The organism is Vibrio porteresiae DSM 19223 (genome assembly GCF_024347055.1).
Taxonomy (GTDB): domain Bacteria; phylum Pseudomonadota; class Gammaproteobacteria; order Enterobacterales; family Vibrionaceae; genus Vibrio; species Vibrio porteresiae.
In genome coordinates, this window is sequence record NZ_AP024895.1 from 219,601 (window position 1) to 236,904 (window position 17,304).

Consider the following 17,304-nt stretch of genomic DNA (forward strand, 5'->3'; position numbering starts at 1 on the left):
ACATTATATCTTCAGTTGGTTAAGGCAAAAAAATGAAAGGAATTATTCTCGCTGGTGGGTCTGGCACTCGCTTATATCCCATCACTCGCGGTGTATCTAAACAGCTACTTCCTATTTACGATAAACCGATGATTTATTATCCGCTATCCACCTTAATGTTGGCGGGTATTCGTGACGTTTTAATTATTACGACTCCGGAAGATAACGAAAGCTTCCAGCGTTTATTAGGCGATGGTTCGGATTTTGGTATTCGTCTTACCTATGCTATTCAACCAAGTCCTGATGGTTTAGCGCAAGCTTTCCTTATCGGTGAAGAATTTATTGGTAATGACAGTGTTTGTTTAGTTCTGGGCGACAATATTTTCTATGGTCAGTCATTTACACAGACTCTGCGTCGTGCAGCGCAAAGAGAGAATGGGGCAACGGTATTTGGCTACCAAGTGAAAGATCCTGAGCGCTTTGGTGTGGTGGAATTTGACAGCGACATGCGCGCCATTTCGATTGAAGAAAAACCAAGAGCGCCGAAATCAAATTACGCTGTTACTGGGCTTTATTTCTACGATAACCGAGTCGTGGAAATGGCTAAGCAAGTGAAACCTTCGGTTCGTGGCGAGCTGGAAATTACCACTCTAAATGAAATGTATCTTAATGACGGTACGTTAAATGTAGAGCTACTGGGTCGTGGTTTTGCGTGGTTAGATACTGGTACGCACGATAGCCTACACGAAGCTTCTTCGTTTGTTGAAACTGTACAGAAAGTTCAAGGCCTAAAAGTCGCTTGTCTTGAAGAGATTGCATGGCGTAATGGTTGGCTTTCTTATCATGAAGTTGCCACTTTAGCTGAGCCGATGATGAAGAATGAGTATGGGCAGTACTTGATGCGTTTGATTAATGAGGTTGGCAGTAAGCAATGAAGATTATGATCACTGGTAGCCATGGACAAGTGGGTACCTGCTTAGTTAATCAGCTCGCCACTACCGGGCACGATGTATTGGCGATGGACCGAGATACGCTCGATATCACGGATGCTCAGCAAGTAATGCATACTGTTTGTGATTTCCGTCCTGATGTGATTATTAACGCTGCCGCTCATACCGCGGTGGATAAGGCTGAAAGCGAAAGAGAACTCTCTTTTGCTATCAATCGTGATGGTCCGAAAAACCTAGCTGAAGCCGCACAAGAAGTGCATGCCGCGATGTTGCATATCTCTACGGATTATGTTTTTGCAGGTAATAAAGACGGTATTTACATTGAATCAGATAATACCGATCCGCAAGGTGTGTACGGTGCGAGTAAGCTAGACGGTGAACTGTCGGTCATTTCTGCTTGTGATAAACATATCATCTTACGTACTGCTTGGGTGTTTGGTGAGCATGGCAATAACTTTGTTAAAACCATGCTGCGTTTGGGGCAAACGAGAGACACTCTTGGGGTCGTCGGAGATCAATTCGGTGGACCGACTTATGCGGGTGATATCGCTGCAGCGTTGATAACCATTGCTAGCGCGATTGTTGAGCAAGGTAATACTGAGTTTGGTGTTTATCATTTTGCTGGCTTGCCACATGTGAGTTGGGCGCAATTTGCACAGACGATTTTTGATAAAGCACAAGAACAATCGGTGTTGTCTAAAAAACCTGTGGTTAACTCGATTACGACTGCCGATTATCCGACTCCCGCTAAGCGTCCAGCTAACTCTCGCTTAGATACGCAAAAGATTACTCAGACGTTTGGTATTGCAGCCAGTGATTGGCAAGCCGCGTTATGTCATTTAGATGATTATATTGCATAGGCATAACCTTTAACGGAATCACAAAGAGTAGAAGATGAAAGTAATAGATACAAAAATCCCAGATGTAAAAATTATTGAGCCTCAAGTATTTGGTGATGAACGTGGCTTTTTTATGGAAACATGGCAACAACAAAAATTTGAAGAGCTTGTGACCGGTAAACCAACACTTTTCGTTCAAGATAACCATTCAAAATCGAAGAAAGGCATTTTGCGTGGTTTGCACTATCAACTAGAAAACACCCAAGGTAAATTGGTGCGCGTTGTATCTGGTGAAGTGTTTGATGTTGCTGTTGATATGAGAAAAGACTCCCCAACATTTGGTCAATGGGTTGGTGTCTATCTCTCTGCTGAAAACAAACGCCAGTTCTGGATTCCTGCAGGGTTTGCTCATGGTTTTTATGTGACCAGTGATGAAGCTGAGTTTGTTTATAAGTGTACGGATTATTACAATCCAAAAGTCGAAGCTAGCCTGCTGTGGAATGATAAAACGATCGCAGTTGAATGGCCGTTGGATGGCGAACCGCTTCTTTCGGCGAAGGATATTGAAGGGCTAGAGTTTAGTCAAGCACCTACTCTTTAATTTCAGATGTTTGAGTAATCAATGTTAAAAGGAGCCGCGGCTCCTTTTTTATTGGTAGCAATTGATCCCTCTCTTTTTATCTCTGATCTTTTCTTTGAACCCACTCGAAATCTCTCCTACTTTTTGCACTGGTTGTAACGTATTTATTTGGATCGCTCGCAAAGTGTGGTTGGGGGGATTTTCTAAATCGGCTTGGTGTTGAGTAATAGCTGCCTCACGATAGAAAGGAGAGGCATGATGTTATTTATTACCAATCGCATACCAGTTCAATCGGCACGTTCCAAAGCGGGACGGGCGATTCGGTTTGATTATCAGAATACCGATGTGTCGAAGTGGCTCTATTTTTGTGAGCGCCACGGCGAGCATGACTATACGGAAATTCTCTCATCGCCTTTCTTTGATCGGCTCAAAGCTTCACCAGGCCATACTCAGCTTCTTTTTTATATCCACGGTTTTAACAACAATATGGAACCCCATGTGTTTCATAATGCTCAGCGGTTAGAAAGCTTAATCAATAATATAACTCCCGATTTGGTAAAAGTGATCCCACTGATTTGGCCATGCGATGATGATTCGGTGGTAAAGATTATGGATGATTATTGGGATGACCAGAAAGCCGCGGATTTTAGTGCCATCGCATTTAGTCGGTTATTGGATAAGTTTGACCATTGGCGCCGCTCAACAGAGCAACAAGCCGTACCTTGTTTAAAGCGGATGAATCTATTGGCCCATTCGATGGGCAATCGAGTGTTGGTCAATACGCTCAACTATTGGGTCGAGGGGAACGGCTACGAAGGTGTGCCAATGCTGTTTCGTAATGTCTTTATGGTGGCACCTGATGTCGATAATGCGGTGTTGGAATCGGGTCATCGAGGTCAGCATGTGCTGGACAGCTGCAAGAATACTTTGGTGTATTACGCCAGTGATGACTATGCGATGCCGGCATCAAAAATTGCCAATTTGCGTCATCGAATGTTGAGTCGTCGCTTGGGGATGACTGGCCCGGCGAATCCTCATTTGTTGCCGTCCAACCGAGTTTTTAGTTTTGACTGTGATAGTTTTAATAATCGGTTTGATTATCCGACGGGGCACTCCTATTTTCTTAATGATGCCGACGGCAACATTAGCCCCATTATTTCGCATATCGCTCAAGCCATTCAATTTGGCCGCGTATCTGACACTTGGGAACCGCTGTTAGTGAGTGCTTAGTTCGGTTGGAGGTGGGTTATGATTTCTCATTCGGTCAAACATCATGGTGGTCATCATACGGTGACGGGTTCTTGCCACGAACTGCGTTGGGGTGATACCAGCATTCTTATTGATTGCGGTCTGTTTCAAGGTCACGATAAAACATCGGAAGAACCGACCGTTGAGTTCTCTCTCGATGATATTTGTGGGTTAGTACTTACTCACTCTCATATCGACCATGTGGGCCGCTTGCCTTGGCTTCTAGCCGCTGGTTTTAATCATCCGATTTATTGCACGCCCGCGACCGCGGAATTGGTGCCATTGATGCTGGAAGATGGTCTCAAACTGCAATTAGGGATGAGCCATAGCCAAGCGCATAAAGTGATTGATGCGGTCTCTGCTTTAATGATTCCGATGGAATATGGGCATTGGTATACCATTGATTGGTTTGCGGATTCAGCCTCGTGGTTAACTAAATCTGCTGAATTGACGGTGGATATTCGCTTTAATCCTGCTGGACATATTCTGGGTTCTGCGTACGTGGAATTTCGGTTACCTAATGATGAGGTCGTGGTTTTTTCTGGTGACTTAGGGCCAAGCCAGACGCCGCTTTTGCCTGATCCTATATCTCCTCCTCAAGCAGACTATCTCTATATCGAAACCACGTATGGTGACCAGTGCCATGAAAGTGTCGAAGACCGTTCTAATCGATTAAAGGCGATTATTGACCGCTCGCTTAGTGATGGCGGGGTTATCTTGATTCCTGCCTTTAGCGTGGGTAGAACGCAAGAGCTACTGTTTGATATTGAGCAGTTAATGCATGAACGAGAACTCGATAGCGATTTGCCTATTATCTTAGATTCGCCCATGGCAAGCCGGGTGACGGAGTCGTATCGACGCTTTAAAGCACTATGGGGGAAAGAAGCCAAAGCGCGTTTGGCGCAGCATCGGCATCCGTTGGCTTTTGAGCAATGTGTGAAAATTGCTGATTTTCATGCTCATCAAAAACTGGTGAATCGTCTGGCATCGACGGGAGAATCGGCTATTGTCGTTGCTGCATCGGGCATGTGTGAAGGGGGGCGAATCGTTAACTATTTGCGCCATCTATTACCTGATCCGCGAACTGACGTGATTTTTGCCGGTTATCAAGCCCGTGGCACGTTAGGTGAAGCCATTTTACGTGGCGATTCCGAGGTGTTTATTGATGGAGAAAAGATCTCTGTCGCAGCCCATATCCATGCGATGTCAGGCTATTCCGCTCATGCCGATAAAGCCGATCTACTGCGTTTTATCCAAGGCATTCCCACCCCACCCAAAGAGATTCACTTAATCCACGGTGAACCACGCACTCAAGCTGAATTCGCCCAACATTTACGGCGTCTAGGGTATCAAGTGATTTAGCGGGTGGGGATAGTTGGTCTCTCATCGACTTCGCTTAAGATTCGACAAGTAGATGTCAAAGAACCAGAGAGCAACCCGCTATCCCACAATTAAATGCGCTACCCAGTAAACACGATGCGAATGTTCTTTTTTAATCCTTTCGGGAGTGACTGCTGATTGATGATCAGATTGACGATGCGTGTTTGGATATAAGTAATTAGCGCAGCAGAGATATAGGTGATGAGGTACTTCTCCAAATATCCATTATCTGGCAGTAGAGTGATGAACACGATATGCCATAGGTAAACCCAAATCGAATTTTGAGCGATAAAAAATACGGCGTTGGATATTTTTATCGATTCAACGAGGGCCACTATTTTGTCGCTAACAGACCACAAGAGAGCGAAGATAAAAATCGAGTACGAGAAGTAATACATTGATGGTGGATACTTATAGTCTTGCGTTGATACTGAGCTCTCCGTAAAGCTTTGCAGATACCAACGACAAATAATAAATGTCGCGATGGCGACCACAAACGTGCCTACCATTTCTGGTTTTTTTAACTGATAGATACGTAGACCAAATGCAAAGAGCAGTGAGTAGGCAAGTTCGTAGTGGCTAACTAACGAGAGTAGTCGTAATTTCCCCTCGCCAATGTAAGGCATTGAGTAATAGCGGAACAGCTCATAAGCAATAGCGAGCAGGGCTAATATGGCAAGATAGCGTACATTGCTTTTTTCTCTCTGGTTCCATAGATACAGTAAGGGCGATACGAGCGCCACGAGGATAAATACGCGAATGATCCAGACGTAACCAATGCCATCATAGAGTAAGTAGGATTTGACGATCGTACCAAGGTCAAGGTTGATGGAATTTGGGAAGATTTGAGTCATAAGCAAAAAGAAGATTGAAAGAAATGCCCACACAGGCAGCACTAAACGTTTAAATCTTTTCCAAACATAGAGTGTGAAGGCTTCTCCCTTTTTAAAACTGATAGCAAATGAGATGCCCGAGATAATGACCATCAGTGGTACGTCGAAGTTACGTATTTGCATTATGAGGTCAGGGGGGCTGACATGAGCCAAAATAATCATGGATAGGCCGATGAATCTCAAAAGATCGATTCTTTTGTCGCGCATTTTTTTAACCTTATCAATATTAAAACCGCTACAAAGGCTATCACTCGAAATTGGGTGGTTATCTAATTGGGGTTATTTTTTGGTTAATAATCCATCTATGGAAATGGGATCGCAAAATCTGCGCAGATTTGCGTAATCCTTGGGCTGAGGTGGAATGGAGATAACGCCTGCCAGTTAAGTACGAGCCAGTTAAAACGATGGTTATTACCAACAAAAATTAGAATGGTTTTCGCTCAATTTGAGCAATTGATTCCTATAAAGAAATAGTCTGTATCCGAATAAATTCTTGAAGCGCATCACATTTAGCGCTAGAAATAGCATTCTATAAACAAGAGATTACAACAGCTCAACGGATATACATCTAATCTGCTCGATCTTATGTTCCACTTTGACAAAGTTATTGAGCGGGGTTCTCTATCCTGTCTTATACTCCTGATGCTTGATGAAAAGGTAGCCAACAGGCCTGCACCAAGCGATGAAGGAAGTGATTCCTCAAGACAGAAATCCATAGCACTCAACCGTATGTCGTCTTCCTTCGTCTCCTTCCTCGGAGTCGTCTCTTTGAAGTCGCCGTTTGTCGCTGAATGTGTGGAGCGTATAAACCTGCGGCTGTCGCCTAATCAACAACATATAAAAATTCGCTCACCATAACTTAGGGTATAAACCTAGGATGGTGGATGCTTTGAAGGGATCAACAATGCAGGATTATTTCCAAAATGTTTGAAGAAGTTGCACTGGGAGGCTTACTGTTTAGCCCACTAGTCTTATTTGCACCGTTGGCCTTTGTTCTTTCTTGGATAACGCGAGTTATTTTGTACAAAACAGGGCTTTACGCCAAAATTTGGCGAGCAGCTTGGTTCGAAGTCGGACTGTATGTCTGTTATCTCGCTTTAGTCGTATATTTACTCGGGAGCTAATCATCATCATGGCAAAAACAGTTCGAATCTCTCTAACCTTAGTGGTTGTGGTGATTGCTTTTCTCGCTGGGCATTGGGTCTGGCAACACTACCTTTATTCACCTTGGACACGCGATGGTCGTATTCGCGCTGACGTCATCACTATTGCACCCGATGTTTCTGGTTGGGTAACCCATCTTAATGTCAGCGATAACCAAGATGTGAAAAAAGGCGATGTGCTATTTACGGTTGACGATACCCGTTACAAAGCAGCGATTGCAGAATTGGAAGCGCAAGTTGAGAGTAACCAATACTCACTTGAATTGGCGAAGCATCAGTACGAACGTCGTAAAGCGTTAAGTAAAAACGGTAAGTTAGTCAGTGATGAAACGGCAGAAAGCGCGCGTATTCAGACTAAGCTTGCAGAAGCAGCATTAGATTTAAGCCAAGCTCGTTTGAATACCGCCAAAATCAACCTTGATCGTTCGGTAGTGAAAGCGCCGGCTGATGGTTCGATGATTAACCTGACTTTGCGTGAAGGTAACTATGTGAGCCAAGGTAAGTCGGTACTCTCTTTGGTGAAAAAAGACTCTTTATACGTCACCGGTTATTTTGAAGAGACCAAATTGCCTTTGATTCACGTGGGACAAAAAGCGTCGATTACTTTGATGAGTGGTGGTAAGCCCTTGATGGGCACTGTGACCAGTATCGGTAAAGCGATCGCCGATTCCAATACCAATGGCAACACTCAACTATTGCCTCAAGTTCAGCAAACCTTTAACTGGGTTCGGTTAGCTCAGCGTATTCCTGTGGATATTCATTTGGATGAGATTCCTGATGATGTTCATCTGAGTGCTGGGATGACGGTCTCCATTTATCTACAAGATGCGAAAGCGCCAGCGCTATGAAACTTCTGTTTAACAGTATTTTCTTTCCTACCAATCAGGCGGTGAAGTTTGCGCTAAAAGGGGTGTTGGGCATGGCCCTCTCTCTTTATATCGCGATGTTCTTCAATCTTGACCGTCCCTATTGGGCAATGATTGGGGCGATTTTCCTGCAAATTCGCCCTGAGAGTGGCTTGGTGATTGAAAAAGGGCTATGCCAGATTGTCGGTACGATTGTGGGTGGGCTGTTTGCGATTTTTGTGTTGGAGTTTTTTGCTCCATATCCTGAAATTGCGATTGGTCTGCTGGCGTTGTGGCTGGGATTAAACTCGGCTTTGTCGGCGTTGGTACGCCAGCTTAACTTGATTTATGCGTTTGCGATGGCGGGAATGACGGCCTGTCTGATTGTACTGCTGGTGATGATCCAACCAGCAACGGCAAGCAGCCAAACTATTTTTCAGGTTGCTCAAGCTCGTGTGAGTGAGATTATTGTTGGGGTTATCTGTGCTGCTCTGATCAGTACCATGATCTGGCCGGTACGTGTTCGCGATGGGCTGAAAATGCACGCTCGCAGTGTAATAAATCAGTCTCTTCACTATTTCACTCTCGAATTAAATCCTGAAGGCTCTCATGATGACCGTCATAAATCGATTGACGGTATATTGGAATCGTTGACTGCTCTAAACGATGACTCCAGTGCTGTTGCGTACGAAGGCCCTAATGGTCCAGGTCAAAGTAGGGCTTCTAACCTATTGACCAACAAAACACTTTCCTTATTGGCACTGATCCAAATTTTTGGTCGTTTACAAAGGAAACACACCGAGTTGGTGTCGGATAATCTGCAAAACTTACTCAATGAGATGCGTGATACTTTTGATGCCATGGAGCAGTCCAAAGATTATCAAGAGTGCTACGAGATGGCGCAAAAGCTACGTCGTAAGCAAATCTTTGCCGCGAATAATTCAGTGAAGAAAACGGCTTTTGAAGCGCGAATGCATAAAATTGCCCTCGAACTCAGTGCTGAGTTGATTATGGTGCTCAAAGGTTATAACGCATTATCCGAGAACAAACCTATTTTGCTGAACGCTCCGCGCATTACTTCTCACCGCGATTTGCTGGTGGGGTTAACCACTGGCCTACGTAGTATGGTGATGTTCTTAGTTGGGGCCGGACTCTGGATTGGTACGGGGTCGACGGCGGTCTTAATGATGATGATTTTGCCAGTGGTCTTTTCCATCATGATGGCCCGCTTGCCGATGATGATTTTGACCATAGTGCTAAGGCGTATTTTGGTTGGGGTCGTAATCGCTTTGCCGATTGCAATCTTCTATGCGGTGCCTCTCATTGCGCAGAGCAGTGGTGACTTTGAGCTGTTGGTACTGATTTTGTCGCTGCCTTATTTTGTGGGTTTGCTTGCTTTGGCGAATCGACCTACCTTGCCATATGGTTTGGGGATCAGTATTCCTTTCACTATCTTTGTCATGCCAAGCAGTAACATGAGCCGTGCGTTTGCCATTGATTCAACAGTGAGTAATGCGATGGCGATTTTTGTCGGTATTGCGTTGTTGTATTGGCTGTTTAAGTTGATAACCGGACCAAGCCTGACGTTGATGATGGGCAGTTTGATTCGTAATACTTACCGCGATCTAATTGATGTACCACATAAAAAGGCGGGTGAAAGCTGGTTTAACGCGCGAATGGGTGACCGATTATTACGTATCTCGACGTACGAAAAGGGCATGAGCAAAAATCGTGACTTAACCGATTTGGCGTTAACTGCGTTAAACCTTGGGCATGTCTCTTTGCGTCTGCGTAAAGTGATTCAAAGCAGTTGCGGTTCGGTATTAGATGATGAACTCGATCGCTGGCAAGTCGCACTCGCCGATGCTTTTATGCATTGTTATCACGGTCAAGGTACTTCGTCTTATACGGATGCTTGCCATCATTTGTTAAGTAAGCTGCCTAAAGATCAGATTCCAAAAGACAAGTACGAACTGATTCGCGGTAGTTTTGAAAGAATGTCGCTCACATTTGAACGCACCTCCGCCACCATTGCAGAAAATCGTGCGCTGGCAAAAGCTCAAACGGCGTAGTGTCACTCCCCCTTAAAACCCAAGGGGGAGAACCAGATCGAGTGCGCTGTGATTTTGGTGCTCACCATGATATTCGTGTACAGGTTTTAGAGCTTTTGGGTTGCTATGTTCCAAAAGCTATTTAAGCTCTTCGAACTTGCCTAAATGAGAAAATGAAAGACAAAAAAAACGCAGCCCGAAGCTGCGTTCACTATGTAATATTCTATTGGGTAATTAAACGATACTCGGATTTAGTAAGAATCGCGTCTTCCAAAGGACCAATACCTTGTAGGGCGCTGTAGCCAAAGAAATTGGGTTTGAAGCCTGCACGTACTGCTTGTACATCTTTTTCGCTATCACGACCAAAGGTTTGGTCATCGGATAGACGATTAAGTAATGTACGGTGTGTGTCATCAAGTGGGGTATCAAATTCGCTATAACCTGCAACGGAAGAATAGAGGTTACTAAACTCACCTGTTGCGTTTTCTTCTAAGTAGTAAGACACCATGCGTGACATAGTAGAGCGAAAATCTTGAACACTCTCTTGTTGGCTAAACGTGGTGGTTAACAGATCTGCCCCGCCAGCATGTTGTGCTGTATTCGGTAGAAAACCTTCAGATGGAAAGACTAGATAAGCCATGATCGCATCATCTTTCGTGATAGCAGATAGAATGAATTTGTCATCGCGGTAGTATTTGATCACATCACCACTGTAAGAGTGTTTGATATAGACCGGAGCGCCAAACGTTTCTTCCAATACATTAGCTGATGAACGGATGTAAATTTTGTCGAGCTTTTGTTGTGATGGAATATCGGTAAATTGCGATAGACCAAAGTCATAGATTTTTTCTAAAGCATCGGATGAATCATTAAAGTTAGCTAAAGCGATAACAATCAGAGAAAGCAGCGCAATTAGCGGACCAAGTTTTTTTTGTAAGAATGCAATTAAGCCAGATGATTGCTCTGGGGTTGACTCTTGATCGGTTGTTTCAATGGTCATTATTTTTTGATCTCATCAATTTTGTCAGATAGTGCTTGTTTGCCATTTTCAATCGTGTCGTTGACCTGCTCTTGGATTGATTCCATACGATCATTGCCAACCACTCCGGTGATCTCATCTTTGTATTGCACGCCAATGTAGATACCGATAACGATAAGAATCAAAGCTATATACTTAAACATAACGTGCTTCCTGTGATGTTAGGCAGAGGCATCACGCCTCTGCATGTCATGATTACTGATAAAGAGCCATGCGAGAGCTGACTTTTTTCAGATAGTTCTTTGTTTCATCATAAGGCAGATTATCAATCAGATGTTGATAAACCTCATCTGAACTCATGGAGTTAATGATGTCCGCCGCTTGACGAATATTTGTTGAGTGATCTGGGTTGAAGGCTCTAGCTACGTTCCCAGCCCCCGTATTGTAAGCCGCGATAGTACAGAAAGTGCGACTCTTATCGTCTTTAATCGCGCTCAGATACTTATCATTCAAAATATGCAGATAAGCCGTACCTGTCTCAACGTTAACTGGTGGTTGATACAATTCATCCGCTTCCATTGGGGCATCGATGTTACGAATGGTGCGGTTCACATCATAACCAGCACTGCTAGGCACTACCTGCATCAAACCATACGCCGGTACATGAGAAGTCGCATCTGGACGGAAGGAAGATTCGCTATGCATAATTGCCATCACCAGCGCTGGGTTGACATCAAATTGCTTACTCTCTGTTTCTGCCATTGGACGATATTGTTCAGCCCGTTTTTTCAATGAACCTTCAGGTAGCTTAATGGTGTAGCTAACCACTTTCATTGGCTTAGGTGTGGTGGTTGGCTTAGGTGCGGCTTGAGCCGTTTGTTTTGGTTCAATCTCTGCAGGTTTAGCAGATTCTTGCTCAGCAGGTGCGGGTATCTTTGCTGTTTGCTCATCAGGTGCGGGTATCTTTGCTGTTTGCTCATCAGTCTGTTCTGCCACTGGGCTTGCTGGAAGTGCTGCCGTTTGTTGCTCTTCAGATGGGCTTACTTGAGCTGGAGCTTGTGCGGTTTGTTCTGTTGTCTCTAGTGCTTGCTCTGAGGCGGTAGATTGAGCTGACTCTGCAACAGGTTCAGGAATACCTAGCTCTGCTCGTTTTGCTTTGTAGAGCGCGCGAAGTTTTTTGACGCGTTCTTGAGCATCGGTAACCAGTGCCATTTTTTTCTTATACGCGCGTTCGTAGATAAAAGAATCTGGAATGCCGGTATTCGTGTGAATCAAGCGTTCTGCTTGGTTATCCAGTTCGTTCATTTGAGCTTCAGTTTGCTCAACGATAAAGTTGTACTCTTTCCGCTCTTGTTCGGCTGAGTAGTCCACTTCTTGTTGCGATATTTGTGCATCTGTCATAGCTAGTTTATCGCCATCGAGATCGACAGAGAGAGTGTCTAGCTGTTTTTCTGCTTCAGCATCTGAGGTATCCGCTGGCACTAAAACGGAAATTGTTGCGGTATTATTTTCGTAGTCGATGACTTTTTTTACTGCATCATTGTCACTGTATTCCACTGATGTGGTTTGGTCTGAAACGTCTCCAGTCCCCCAGTTCTCAATGTGCTTAGCTTTTTCTGCGTCAAGCTTGGCGGTGTATTCATCACGCCACTGTTCATATTCGTCTAGGTATTGATTCACGTAGGCATAAAACTCTTCGAGCTTTTGCTCATGAGTTTGATGCGATTGTGCAACCACTGAGTCTAGTTCAGCGAAAGGATCGGTCGCTGACCATGAAGTCGGGCTGACCATAGCGGTCATAAGTGCAAGAGTGATTGCAGAGAGTTTTGTTTTTTTCACAGTGCTTTCCCAGCCAGAGAGAGTCCAAAGAGAAAGAGACCACGAAATCGCAGTCTCTTTGATACCCAACCTAGAGGAGATCACCTATTCGGCACAACGCATCTAGGTGGGTACACCAGCTAATTACATTTTTTTCAATGAAGTCAGAGCGTTTTGTAGATCTTTAGCTGCTTTGTCATCATTGAATTGTTTCCAAAGGGTGGTGTCGCTATTGGCGGCATCAACTACTTTGTTTACGTTAGCATCGAAGGCTGTCTGGTCCATACCGACTAACACATATAGGCCACCAGCAGGGCTCGCTTGACTAACGATCAAGCGGCTGTTGGTCAGTGAGCGAGTCACGATGTTTTTCGTTGCACTTTCAAACGATTCAACGATATTTTCGTCAGCGCCCGCTTCCGTGGTGGTTTTGGTAGTGCTTTCAATCGCCTGTTTAAACATGTTGTTCACGTCAGTTTGGAACTCTGCCGCTAGGTTAACACGAGCATCATTAATCGCGATTTTACGCATGACGGACATTCCCGCAGCGCTTTTTTTCGCATAACCTGTTGCGCCGATAGCAAGGTCTTTAGGCATGACATCACAGATCCATGATGGAGCTTCAACGGTAGGTGAATCAGGGAAAGTACATGGAGCAAAGTTTTGCGCTTCTTCAGTAGTTTCCGTATTCACTGTTTTACAACCCGCTAGGGCGAGCGTGATTACGCTCAGTGCGATTAATTTTTTCATTTTATAGACCTACATTTTTTGCGGTACATTTGAGATCCCATATTGGGCATGGTTCAAATTTTAGTTTAGCTGAATCACCTTTCTTGATTTTTTGGGCAAGGTCTTCATCGATAGAAACCCATGAATAATCAGGTTTTACAGCATCAGAAGCATTATTTACGACGTAACCTTTACCAATTTCAAAGGTTTCGATACCCGCGTCACTCTTCATTTGACTAGAGAATACGATATCGGCTTTAGGAGTAACGTTACGTTTAGAACCGACACCGATTCGAACCATTGAACCAACTTCACATTGACGTAGTTCTTGAACTGGAGCACTTGCGGCTAGCATTTCTTGAAGTTCATGAGACTCTTTAACTGCTTCTTCAGATGCTTTTACAGCCATGCTGATATAAGTTGCATTATTAATTGGGCAGCGAGAGTTTCCAGTTTCAGTGGATAAGTTGTCATCACCTTTCAGTTCAACACGTTTTACCAACTGCATATCTGGAAGTGAGTACACTTTCATTACACCTTTTACATCAGCTTCAAATTTACATTTAGAAGGAACGTGATGTACTTTTCCTTTCTTGTCTTTATAGCTATACGCTTTTTCGAATTTGTAGCTCAAATCTGAAGAGGTGAGCTGTGTGACTACTGCATAGTCTGCAATTGCGACCCCTTTGCTATTGTAACGGCCGCTTTGTTCTGCCAATTTAATTTCACTAGTTAGTTTCTTCGCAATTTTGCGATCTACGAGAACAGTACCAGTCTCAACAACTTGACCTTCGATGGCATCAAGCATTGTTCCTTGAATACGTTTTACCGCAGGGTCTTTAAAATCAACGTCTACTGGTAGAACTATGACTTTACTTGATGTACTGGTTTTGGTTGGTACATCTGAATTGGTCAAAGGAACAGTAGTATCAGGTGTGCATACCTTATCTACGGTGACACAGCCAGAAAGTAAAGCAACCACACCAAGGGCCACTGCGGTTTGTTTAAACATAATAGACAACTCCATATTGTATTTATTACCCGCTATGCGTCGGGCCATTTGTGTTTTTTAATATTTTTAATTAGTTAGACCAAGCGCCGACCAAATGCCTTTCTCATTGATGATGTCTGAGAAATTGCGTTCGGAGCCTTCATTGGCCAAATCATAGCCAGACATTGAGTTACCCGTAGAGATGATCTCTTGGGTAGCAATGACATGGCGATTTTGATTATTGGTCAGACTCAGAGTGGTAACCTTGGTTGAGATGTACGATGACGCCATAAAGGCACGCCGAAACTCTGAGGTCATTTTTAAGGTGTGAGTGGCCCTGCTATTGGCCCCCATGGTGGTCGCTATCCCTTGTTCATTGAGACTGCGCGCGAGAAATTCAGCGCTCTTTTTATCGTGGGAAGAGTGCACGATACGCACCAATAAACGAGATTGCATGACAGACACTTTTTCGAGCAGTGTTTTTACTGCAGGCGCATTAGGTATGCTTTGCTCTGGAGTAAGGGCTGCTAACATTGCCATACGGACGATAACTGAATCTCGATATTCACTGGCATTTTGGTTGGCCATCCACCAAATAAGTGGATCTTGATGTGTTAGCGCGTCTAGCTGTATTTTCGCTTGCTCATTGGTATTGCGAATATCAGTTTTCAGCTGCTGGATAACGGTTGGTTTTTTAATTCTGGCTTGAACAAAGTAGGCAATATCGTTTTTTTCACTCTTGGTATATTCAATACTAGTAAAGGTAACGTTTGCCGTTTCGCTATTTATGTTGTTATCAATAACAGAATAATTATTGGATTTGTCATTAAAGCTTTTCGCCACTTCACGCATGGAGAAGGACGAATTGACTTGAGTCCAAAGGTCAGAGTTAATTTGGCTTAGGGCTGATTGTTTCGCGGAATTTAAACTGCGCCCTTGTCCAACGGCTTGAATGTAGTCGCTGTTGGTTTCTTCAGGGGCTGAATACCAGCTTGGTGGCGTGGTCGACTGACACGCACTAAGCACTAGCATCATCAATGAAGATGCTATTAACCTTTTGATTTTTTTCATATTGAATAGACAACACTTAAGCCAAATAATAGTTTTATCTGCCCGAACGCTCTTATAACTAGAGTCTTTCCCTGTTCGAACAGTGCGCAGAACGATGGCAAACCCACCAGCTCTTTACATTTATTTACTGGTAGAATGCTAACTATCAATGTAGCCAAATTAAATCTAAATTTTAGATCCATATCTAAAAATATGAACTTGATCAGATAATCGGTGTCTGAAAAGTGGAACTAACCCTAATTTATTTGAAATTTAGGGTTGTTATTCGTTCTGAAATATGACGTCGAATAAATGGCGTCAATTCTTTGTCAAACCAAGAGTTACGTTTTAGCCAAATATTGTTGCGTGGAGAGGGATGAGGTAAGGGAATATAACGAGGTGCCCAACGTTGCCACTGTTTTACTGTCTCCGTTAGAGTGGCGGGTTTGTTGGGTAAATAATAACCTTGCGCATAATTTCCCACTAATAAAGTCATTTCTATATTAGGAAGGTAATTAAGGATCTTCTCGTGCCACAAGGGAGCACACTCTTTACGTGGTGGTTTATCGCCACTGTAGCCTTTCCCTGGGTAACAAAAGCCCATGGGCATAATCGCGATTTGTGTTTCGTCGTAAAAGGTCTCTTTATTCAGTCCCATCCACATGCGTAAACGTTCACCACTGGGGTCATTCCAAGGAATAGAGGTTGCGTGTACGCGAGTCCCTGGCGCCTGACCAATAATTAAAATCCGAGCACTAGAGTGTGCCCGAATCACAGGATTTGCACCTAAAGGTAGGTGAGGTTCGCAAACACGACATTGGCGAACCTCTTGTAATATCTGCTCTAACATCAGTAGCCTTTGCTAAAGTCGACCGTGTTATCCAGTTGAAAGCCGTCATTCCATAGCGCATAGTTGTGAGCAAATTGCTCGACCACTTGGCTTGGGAAACTTAAGGCAGCAATGTGTGGAGTCACGGTTATCGAGTGGTGATGCCAGAATGGATGTTCTGGATCTAACGGCTCTTTATCAAACACATCCAAGAACGCATGCTGAATATGACCTTGTGCAATCGCATCGATTAAGTCTGGCTCAACCAAGGTTTTGCCACGCCCCACGTTAAACAGCAACGCATTTTGGCAATTCGACAAGGTATCGAGATTGAGTAAGCCGCGAGTGTGTTCGGTGTTTGGTAGGGTGTTGACCACGATATCGGCGTTGGCAAATGCCGTCGCTAACTCACTACGATGATAAATCTGACTAAATTGCCCCTCTTTCGGTGGAATGCCGGTGCTGTTTACTCCCACCACTTTGAGACCCATGCTGGTGGCGACACGACTTAAGTATCCACCGATAGAACCCGTACCCAAAATCACCATCTCTTTACCTATGATGGAGTCGTAGAGATGCGGAGTCCACTGTGCCGCTTCTTGCTGTTGACGATAGAGTGGAAAATGGCGGTAGTGGCTGATGAGGTAACCGATCACATATTCGGAAATTAATTGACCAAAAATACCTTTGATATTGGTGAGCACATAATCACTGCGTTTAGGCTCGATAACCAGTGCATCAACACCGGCATATACTGACTGTAACCACTCAAGTTTAGGAAACTCATCAAGACAACGCGCTGCCATTGGTGGGGCTGCAAGCAGAATGGTCGCTTGCGATCTGTCATCGGTGATGTGTAGATCTTCAAGTTGCAAACGCTCGACCGATTGACGGTACATTTCGTCGTGCTCAGTCAAAATATAGAGTTGATGTTGAAAATTGTTCATAAGCGTGACTTTTTTCCCTGCTGGTTATCCAGT

General features: G+C 44.1%; 17 protein-coding genes. 8 read left to right on the top strand and 9 right to left on the bottom strand.

Features of this window, described 5'->3' with window-relative positions:
- The first annotated feature begins 32 nt into the window (after window positions 1–32).
- The 5 genes from rfbA (at window position 33) to OCV11_RS01015 (ending at window position 4,958) form a co-directional block, all read left to right on the top strand.
- Window positions 33–914 (top strand): glucose-1-phosphate thymidylyltransferase RfbA, encoded by an 882-nt coding sequence (rfbA, locus tag OCV11_RS00995; RefSeq protein ID WP_261894429.1) that lies wholly within the window; start codon window positions 33–35, stop codon window positions 912–914.
- A complete protein-coding gene (rfbD, locus tag OCV11_RS01000; protein ID WP_261894431.1) occupies window positions 911–1,789 on the top strand; it encodes a dTDP-4-dehydrorhamnose reductase in 879 nt (292 codons plus the stop codon). The genes rfbA and rfbD overlap by 4 nt, the downstream gene beginning before the upstream one ends.
- 34 nt (window positions 1,790–1,823) lie before the next feature.
- Complete coding sequence (gene rfbC, locus OCV11_RS01005; protein WP_261894433.1) at window positions 1,824–2,369, top strand: dTDP-4-dehydrorhamnose 3,5-epimerase; 546 nt, start codon at window positions 1,824–1,826, stop codon at window positions 2,367–2,369.
- Window positions 2,370–2,603: 234 nt separating this feature from the next.
- Window positions 2,604–3,578 carry an alpha/beta hydrolase gene (locus OCV11_RS01010; RefSeq protein WP_261894434.1) on the top strand — a complete coding sequence of 325 codons (975 nt, stop codon included), beginning with the start codon at window positions 2,604–2,606 and terminating at the stop codon, window positions 3,576–3,578.
- Between the two features lie 18 nt (window positions 3,579–3,596).
- Window positions 3,597–4,958: an MBL fold metallo-hydrolase RNA specificity domain-containing protein gene (locus OCV11_RS01015; protein ID WP_261894436.1), complete on the top strand. Its 1,362-nt coding sequence runs from the start codon at window positions 3,597–3,599 to the stop codon at window positions 4,956–4,958.
- Window positions 4,959–5,056: 98 nt separating this feature from the next.
- On the opposite strand, the gene OCV11_RS01020 is transcribed toward OCV11_RS01015, so the two are convergent.
- On the bottom strand, window positions 5,057–6,076 hold the full coding sequence (locus tag OCV11_RS01020) for an acyltransferase family protein (RefSeq protein WP_261894438.1): 1,020 nt from the start codon (window positions 6,074–6,076) through the stop codon (window positions 5,057–5,059).
- Window positions 6,077–6,792: 716 nt separating this feature from the next.
- Here OCV11_RS01020 and OCV11_RS01025 point away from each other — a divergent pair.
- Genes OCV11_RS01025 through OCV11_RS01035 form a run of 3 tightly spaced genes read left to right on the top strand, consistent with a single transcriptional unit; the run spans window position 6,793 to window position 9,949 of the window.
- Window positions 6,793–6,993, top strand: coding sequence for a DUF1656 domain-containing protein (locus tag OCV11_RS01025; protein WP_068711597.1), 201 nt, complete (start codon window positions 6,793–6,795; stop codon window positions 6,991–6,993).
- 8 nt (window positions 6,994–7,001) lie between these two features.
- Window positions 7,002–7,880, top strand: a complete 879-nt coding sequence (locus OCV11_RS01030) for an efflux RND transporter periplasmic adaptor subunit (protein ID WP_261894440.1) — start codon at window positions 7,002–7,004, stop codon at window positions 7,878–7,880.
- Window positions 7,877–9,949, top strand: coding sequence for an FUSC family protein (locus OCV11_RS01035; RefSeq protein ID WP_261894441.1), 2,073 nt, complete (start codon window positions 7,877–7,879; stop codon window positions 9,947–9,949). The genes OCV11_RS01030 and OCV11_RS01035 overlap by 4 nt, the downstream gene beginning before the upstream one ends.
- Before the next feature lie 202 nt (window positions 9,950–10,151).
- Here the strand turns inward: OCV11_RS01035 and OCV11_RS01040 are convergent, their stop codons facing one another.
- The 8 genes from OCV11_RS01040 to OCV11_RS01075 all read right to left on the bottom strand — a co-directional run bounded on the left by OCV11_RS01040 (window position 10,152) and on the right by OCV11_RS01075 (window position 17,271).
- A complete protein-coding gene (locus OCV11_RS01040; protein WP_261894442.1) occupies window positions 10,152–10,928 on the bottom strand; it encodes an ETEC_3214 domain-containing protein in 777 nt (258 codons plus the stop codon).
- Complete coding sequence (locus OCV11_RS01045; RefSeq protein WP_261894443.1) at window positions 10,928–11,110, bottom strand: hypothetical protein; 183 nt, start codon at window positions 11,108–11,110, stop codon at window positions 10,928–10,930. The genes OCV11_RS01040 and OCV11_RS01045 overlap by 1 nt, the downstream gene beginning before the upstream one ends.
- A 52-nt stretch (window positions 11,111–11,162) precedes the next feature.
- Complete coding sequence (locus tag OCV11_RS01050; RefSeq protein ID WP_261896201.1) at window positions 11,163–12,707, bottom strand: transglycosylase SLT domain-containing protein; 1,545 nt, start codon at window positions 12,705–12,707, stop codon at window positions 11,163–11,165.
- Between the two features lie 162 nt (window positions 12,708–12,869).
- The gene (locus OCV11_RS01055; RefSeq protein WP_261894444.1) at window positions 12,870–13,475 is read right to left on the bottom strand and encodes an LPP20 family lipoprotein; all 606 of its coding nucleotides are present in this window, start codon (window positions 13,473–13,475) and stop codon (window positions 12,870–12,872) included.
- A 1-nt stretch (window position 13,476) separates the two neighbouring features.
- Window positions 13,477–14,466, bottom strand: a complete 990-nt coding sequence (locus tag OCV11_RS01060) for a hypothetical protein (RefSeq protein ID WP_261894445.1) — start codon at window positions 14,464–14,466, stop codon at window positions 13,477–13,479.
- Window positions 14,467–14,532: 66 nt separating this feature from the next.
- Window positions 14,533–15,480, bottom strand: coding sequence for an LPP20 family lipoprotein (locus OCV11_RS01065; RefSeq protein WP_261894446.1), 948 nt, complete (start codon window positions 15,478–15,480; stop codon window positions 14,533–14,535).
- A gap of 277 nt (window positions 15,481–15,757) precedes the next feature.
- Entirely contained in the window at window positions 15,758–16,345 is a 588-nt protein-coding gene (locus OCV11_RS01070; RefSeq protein WP_261894447.1) for a uracil-DNA glycosylase family protein, read from the bottom strand.
- Window positions 16,345–17,271, bottom strand: coding sequence for a D-2-hydroxyacid dehydrogenase (locus OCV11_RS01075; protein ID WP_261894448.1), 927 nt, complete (start codon window positions 17,269–17,271; stop codon window positions 16,345–16,347). Before OCV11_RS01075 ends, OCV11_RS01070 begins: the two co-directional genes overlap by 1 nt.
- Window positions 17,272–17,304 lie beyond the last annotated feature (33 nt).